Origin of the sequence: Kitasatospora putterlickiae (assembly GCF_039527695.1) — a bacterium.
In the GTDB taxonomy this organism is placed as follows: domain Bacteria; phylum Actinomycetota; class Actinomycetes; order Streptomycetales; family Streptomycetaceae; genus Kitasatospora; species Kitasatospora putterlickiae.
Genome location: NZ_BAAAKJ010000060.1, coordinates 899 through 6,901, shown reverse-complemented (window position 1 = coordinate 6,901; position 6,003 = coordinate 899). Strand labels below are relative to the sequence as shown.

The following is a 6,003-nucleotide window of genomic DNA, read 5'->3' as shown; positions in this document are numbered from 1 at the left end:
GCTGGACGGCCTGGGCGCCGAACCGGCCACCCTGGTCCACCCCCGGGCGCTGATCGCCCCGGACACCGTGCTCGGCCCGGGCTGCCTGGTGATGGGCGGCGCCTACGTGTCCAGCGGTGTCCGGCTCGGCGCGCACAGCCAGGTCCACTACAACGCGACGGTCGGGCACGACACGGTGTTCGGCGAGCGGGTGTCGGTCTATCCGGGCGGGAACGTCTCGGGCGCCGTGCTGCTGGCGGACGGCGCCACCGTCGGCTCCAACGCCGTGGTCCTCCAGGGCCTCAAGGTCGGCGAGGACGCCTTCGTGGGCGCGGCCGCCGTGGTCACCAGGGACGTGCCGCCCGGCGAGGTGATGGTCGGCTCCCCGGCCCGCCCGCTGCGCGACGGCTGAGAAGGCGTCGGCCCCGCCCGCACCCGGATAGGGTGCGGGCCATGGCCATTCCCGAGTTCCTCGCCGACCTCCGCGCCGTGGTCGGCCCCCGCATGCTCTGGCTCAGCGCCGTCGTCGCGGTCGTCCTGGACGACGACGGCCGGGTGCTGCTCGTGCAGCGCGCCGACGACGGTAGCTGGGCGCCGCCCGGCGGCATCCTCGANNAGCAGCCCGCCGACGGCGCCGTCCGCGAGTGTCTGGAGGAGACCGGCGTCGTCGCCGTCCCGGAGCGGCTGGTGTCCGTCACCGTCTCGCCGGAGATCACCTACCCCAACGGCGACATGACGCAGTACCTGGAGGTCGTCTTCCACTGCCGCCCGGTGGGCGGCGAGGTCCGGGTGGACGAGGACGAGACGCTCGCCGTCGGCTGGTACGCCCTGGACGAGCTGCCGCCGATGGGGAAGAACGAACTCGGCTGGATCCACCGGGCGGTGGCCGGCCACGCCGAGGCCGCCTTCCAGTGGAGCGGCGCCCTGCTGCCCTGACCGCGAGTGGGGCCTAGAGGCCGCGGAACCACTCCGCCGTCCGCTCCAGGCCCTCGCGCAGCGGCACCGGCCGGACGTCCGGGAACAGCTCGCGCAGCCGCGCGTTGTCGGCCTGCGAGTCCCGGACGTCGCCGGGCCGCGGGTCGACGTGCGTGACCTCGACGGGGCGGCCGAGGACCGACTCCAGCTCGCCGATCAGCTCCAGCAGCGAGGTGCGGGTGCCGAAGGCCAGGTTCACCGGGTCGGCGTGCACCACCCGGCGCAGCACCGCGTCGGTGATCACCTGGGTGACGGTGCCGACGAAGGTGAAGTCCCGGCTCTGCCCGCCGTCCCCGTGCACGGTGACCGGCCGCCCGGCCAGCGCGGCGTCGAGGAAGGCCGGGACGACGGCCGCGTAGGCGTGCCCGGCGGGCTGCAGCGGGCCGAAGACGTTGAAGAACCGCAGCGGCAGCACGCCCAGCCCGTAGCAGTGGTGGTAGGCCGCCAGGTAGGACTCGGTGGCGAGCTTGCTGACCGCGTAGGGGCTCATCGGCGCGGTGCGCATGGTCTCCCGTTTGGGCAGCTCGCGGTTGGCGCCGTAGACCGAGGAGGAGGACGCGGCGGCCACGTACAGGCCGCCGGCGCGGCGGGCCGCCTCCAGCACCTCCAGGGTGCCGGTGGCGTTGGCGTGGTGGCTGGCGAGCGGGTCGGCCACCGAGCGGGGCACGGAGGGCAGCGCGGCGAGGTGGACCACGGCGTCGGCGCCGGTGAAGGCCTCGTCCAGCAGCGCCGGGTCCAGGATGGTGCCCTCGTGGAGCACGGCGCCGGTGCCGGCCAGGTTGGCCTTCCGCCCGGTGGAGAGGTTGTCCACGACCCGGACCTGGTCCACCTCGGGCCGGGCGAGCAGGGCCCGGACCAGGTTGGCCCCGATGAATCCGGCTCCGCCGGTGACGACCACGCGCATGGCTGAGGATCCCCCCTCGCGACCGGACGGCCCTCGGCCGGTCCTGTGCCGATGGTAGCCGCGCGGTCACCCGGGGTGGGCTGGAACCCCGAGAACGGCCGGAAGCGGCCACGAACGCGGGGCCGGGGGTCAGCCCTTGGGCTGGCGGTACGCCTCCTCGGCGGCGTCCAGCACCGCCGCGAGGTCGCCGCCGGCCGTGGCCGTGGCGACCGCGGCCACCGCGCCCTCGACGAACGGGGCGTTGGCGAACCGGACCGGGAACGGCAGGCCGTGCTCGTCGGCGTCGGCGAGCAGTGCCCGGACGGTGGTCACCGCGCCGCCGAGGTCGGCCAGCACGACCACGCCGTGGCCCTGGTCGACCCGGCGGGTGGCGGCGGCGACCAGGACGGCGCTGATCCCGGGACCGTCCAGCAGGTCCCCGCCGGTCGCGGCCACCGGGGTGGGGGAGTCGTCACCGGTGAGCGCGAGCGCGAGGGAGCGCACGGCGTTGGCGAGTTCCTGGCTGTGCGAGACCAGGACGACGCCGACCCGGCCGTGCGCGGGCGGCCGGCCCGGGGTGGTCCGGGGCCGCGGGTCCGGGGCGGGCGGGGTGCGGGGCGCCGGAGGGTGGGCCGAGGGGGCCTCGGAGATGGGGATGACATCGGCGCGGGTGCCGTCCCGGCGGCTCATCGGCTGCTCCTCGGGGCGCTGGGTGGGGGATTGGCGGGGGACCGGCGGGGCTGGGTGGTGCTGGGAGGGGGTACCGGGCCCGGTGGGGGCTCCCCACACTCTGGCAGCAAGCCCGCCGCCCGCCCGCGCGGGACACGCGCCGGACGGCCCGGGCCGGGGCCGCTGACGGCCCGTCGGTCCCGGCCGGGGGAGTCCTTCCGATCCCGCTGACCGGGGCCGTGCGGGTGACTAGGCTGGGGCCGTTCAGGCCGTCGGGAGGAGAGAGCAGCAGTGGTAGCCAACAGCGGGACCGGCGTGGAGCCGGCGGGAGCGGTGGGGCTCGGCGCGAACGGGAAGCCGAAGGTGGACTTCACCGGGGCGACCTGGCTCTGCAGCAGCCAGGGCGTGGGCGATGTCCAGATCGCCTTCGTGGACGGCTACATCGGCATGCGGGACGGCCGTCAGGAGGACGGTCCGGTCCTGGTGTTCACGCCCGCGGAGTGGCGGGCCTTCGTGCTCGGCGCGCGGGACGGCGAGTTCGACCTCACCTGACGGGATCCGGAGGTCTGTCCTCCGATCCGCCGGGAGGCCGGCCCGACCACCGGGCCGGCCTCCCGGCCGTCCGGACGCGCCACGGGGCCGACCGGGAAGGGGTTCGAGCCCCTCCCGGGGTCCGAAGGTCTCCGGTGGTCATCGTTCCGATCACATTTGAGCGTGCCCAGTCATAATTTCTGTTGACTGCTGGACATGACGCAGCTCAGAGTATGAACACAGGCAGACGCCGTGCCCACCGCCCCCACGCGGCCAGACACGGCGCCTGCTGTGCGACCCGGCAGCGCTGCCGAGTCTCCTCCCAGTCATCCCCTGCGCACCGGGGTGCGTCGGCCGGTCCCGGCCCACGAGGGGCCGGCAGTCGCCGGGAGGATGGCGCCGGACCCGAGAGCGACTCGGATCGCGGTGCCGTTGCTCGGGACCCGCACGCCCCCACGCGGCGGCGTCCCGAGCAGATCCGCGGGAGCGACGGGCCGGGGCCCCGCGGACCTTGCTTGTGATGCATGGAACTGTTGGCTTGTGTGCTGTGCGGTGTGCGACGTCGAAGCTGGGTGCTCGGCGGATCGGCACGACGGTGTGCACAGTGAGGGAAACGCGTGTAGGGCCGCGTTGCGACATGCCGTCCCCCCGAAGGGTGAAACCCAGAACGGCTGTCGTGCTGAACCGAACGTAGCCCGGACGGTTGCTCAGAGTCAACATTGGTCTCTGAGCGTGGATCTCCGTCCGGTGCCCCACCCACCCCGCGAGCGTGGTGTGCCGGGCACGTACGATGTTCCCATGTCTTTTCTCCGCCGTCGCTCCGGTCAGCCCACCGGCCCGGACTTCGACGTGCTCGCCATGGACCCGGGTGACTGGCCCGGCGACTTCGGCGCGGCCATGATGACCGGCCCGGACGGCTCCTGCCAGGGGATTTTCCTGCGCTACGACCTGTTCGGCGGCAGAGGCCCGGCGATGTTCATCGGCAACCTCCCCGAGGGTTCGCCGGCCCGGGACACCGGCGACAGCGTGCCCTTCGAGGTGCGTCAACTGCTCGCCGCCCTGGGCGACGAGGAACCGGTCGAGTTCGTCTCGGCGGAGGACTTCCCGGTGATGCTCGGGGACGACCTGCTGATCGTGAAGAAGGTCAAGGTCAGCGAGGGCCGGGTCTTCTGTGCCCAGTTCGGCCGGAGTGACGGCGTGCAGGTCACCATCGCCTCCTGGGACCGACCGATTTCGGACGACCTCTACCAGTTGCTCAAGCCGCTGCCCGCGGACATGTTCCAGCAGGGCTGACCGGGCGCCGGAACCGTGCCCCGGAAGGCAGGGTTCCGCTTCCCCTTCCGGTACTCGGGGCGCTCCCGTCACCCGGCTCGTCCCCGGTCCTGGACGCTGCTTGACGGCTTCGATCACGGCTTCGTAAAGTCGCGGACATGTCGTGCCGTCTCCCGCTGCTGACCCGTCGCAGCTACCTCGACCTGCGGCGCACCGCCAGCGCGGCGTGTCCGGGTCACTGAGGGGGATTCGTCCCCGAGGCGGCGGGCGGCCGGCCGAGTGGTCGGCGCCGGTCCGGAGGCGGGATTTCCGCTGAACCCGGGTTCCGGGGGCGGGAGTTCCGCCGACCTCCGGGGTCGCCTGCCGGTACCGCGCGCCCGTCCCGGCGTGTCGAGGAGTCAGAGCCCACGCTGCCGCCCGGAGGCACCTGCCCCATGAGCACCATCGCTGCCGACCAGCCGTCCGCCGCCCCGTCACCCGCCCCGTCCCCCGTCGAGGCCGCCCTCGCCGGGCTGCCCCGGGTCGTCGACCTGCTGGCCGCCCGGGCCGAGGAGCACGACCGCGACGCGACCTTCCCCTACCAGGGCATCGAGGCCGTGCACGAGGCCGGACTGCTCACCCTGACCGTCGACCGGCGGTACGGCGGCCCCGGCGGAACGCTCGCCGACACCGTCCAGGTACTGGCCCAACTCGGGCGCGGGGACGCCTCGGTGGCCGTGGTCACCGCGTTCACCCTGCTCCAGCACGCCGAGCAGGCGCGGACGGCGAACTGGCCGACGGCCGGCTACCGGCGGCTGCTCAACGAGTCCCGGCGCGGCCCGGCCCTGGTCAACACCCTGCGGGTGGAGCCCGGCGGCCGCAGCGGCGAACCGCCGGCCACGGTGGCCCGGTGGGACGGCACCGACTGGCGGCTGACCGGCCGCAAGACGTACTGCACCGGTGCCGAGGCGCTCGCCTGGATGGCGGTGACCGCCCGGACCGACGAACCGGAGCCCCGGACCGGGACGTTCCTGGTGCGCGGTGAGAGCGAGGGCCTGGAGGTCGACCCGACCTGGGACCAGCTCGGCCTGCGGGCCAGTGCCAGCCATGACGTGGTGCTGGACGAGGTGCGGGTGCCCGCCGAGCTCGCACTCGGCCTGAACCCGTCGAAGGGGGGCGCCGGAAAGGGCGCGTCCGGCTCCGCCGCGCGCTCCGGCGGCGCCGCCGCCCAGGACGCCGCGCGGGCCGTCCCGGCGGCCGAACTGGCCCGGGCCTGGCACGATCTGGCGCTCTCCGCGGTGGCCGTCGGGGTCGCCCGCTCGGCCCAGGACTGGCTGGTCCGGTTCCTGCACCAGCGAACTCCGGCCAATCTCACCGAGCCGCTCGGCAGCCTGCCCCGGTACCGTGCCGCGCTGGGCGAGATCGAGGCCCAGCTGATCGGCGCCGAGGAACTGGTCCACGGGCTGGCCCCCCGGGTGGACCGGGCCGAGCCGGACGCGGTCGCCCGGACCGGCCCGGCCCACCTGCTGGCCTGCCGGGCGGCGATATCCGCCGTCCAGCAGGCCGTCTCGCTCACCGGCAACCCGGGGCTGAGCCGCCGTCACCCGCTGGAGCGCTACCTGCGGGACGTGCTCAGCAGCCGGGTGCACCTGGCCCCCGACGAGGCCGTGCTGGAGGCCGCGGGCCGGGCCGCCCTGGGCCGCGGCGCCCGGCCC

Annotated in this window: 7 protein-coding genes; 5 read left to right on the top strand and 2 right to left on the bottom strand. The window is 74.7% G+C overall.

What is annotated here, in order from left to right:
- On the top strand, nt 1-391 hold a 391-nt coding region (locus tag ABD308_RS06845), incomplete at its 5' end, for an LbetaH domain-containing protein (protein ID WP_486327009.1).
- A 41-nt stretch (nt 392-432) separates the two neighbouring features.
- Complete coding sequence (locus tag ABD308_RS06840; protein WP_344329134.1) at nt 433-915, top strand: NUDIX hydrolase; 483 nt, start codon at nt 433-435, stop codon at nt 913-915.
- Between the two features lie 13 nt (nt 916-928).
- On the opposite strand, the gene ABD308_RS06835 is transcribed toward ABD308_RS06840, so the two are convergent.
- Both ABD308_RS06835 and ABD308_RS06830 read right to left on the bottom strand, forming a co-directional pair.
- A complete protein-coding gene (locus tag ABD308_RS06835) occupies nt 929-1,858 on the bottom strand; it encodes an NAD-dependent epimerase/dehydratase family protein (protein WP_344329127.1) in 930 nt (309 codons plus the stop codon).
- Between the two features lie 129 nt (nt 1,859-1,987).
- Nucleotides 1,988-2,527, bottom strand: a complete 540-nt coding sequence (locus tag ABD308_RS06830) for a PTS-dependent dihydroxyacetone kinase phosphotransferase subunit DhaM (protein WP_344329117.1) — start codon at nt 2,525-2,527, stop codon at nt 1,988-1,990.
- Between the two features lie 294 nt (nt 2,528-2,821).
- On the opposite strand from ABD308_RS06830, the gene ABD308_RS06825 reads away from it, so the two are divergent.
- From ABD308_RS06825 to ABD308_RS06815, 3 genes are all read left to right on the top strand, one after another.
- Nucleotides 2,822-3,058, top strand: a complete 237-nt coding sequence (locus ABD308_RS06825) for a DUF397 domain-containing protein (RefSeq protein ID WP_344329147.1) — start codon at nt 2,822-2,824, stop codon at nt 3,056-3,058.
- A 777-nt stretch (nt 3,059-3,835) separates the two neighbouring features.
- The gene (locus ABD308_RS06820; RefSeq protein WP_344329109.1) at nt 3,836-4,330 is read left to right on the top strand and encodes a hypothetical protein; all 495 of its coding nucleotides are present in this window, start codon (nt 3,836-3,838) and stop codon (nt 4,328-4,330) included.
- A gap of 413 nt (nt 4,331-4,743) precedes the next feature.
- A partial coding sequence (locus tag ABD308_RS06815; RefSeq protein ID WP_344329101.1) for an acyl-CoA dehydrogenase family protein occupies nt 4,744-6,003 on the top strand: 1,260 nt, incomplete at its 3' end.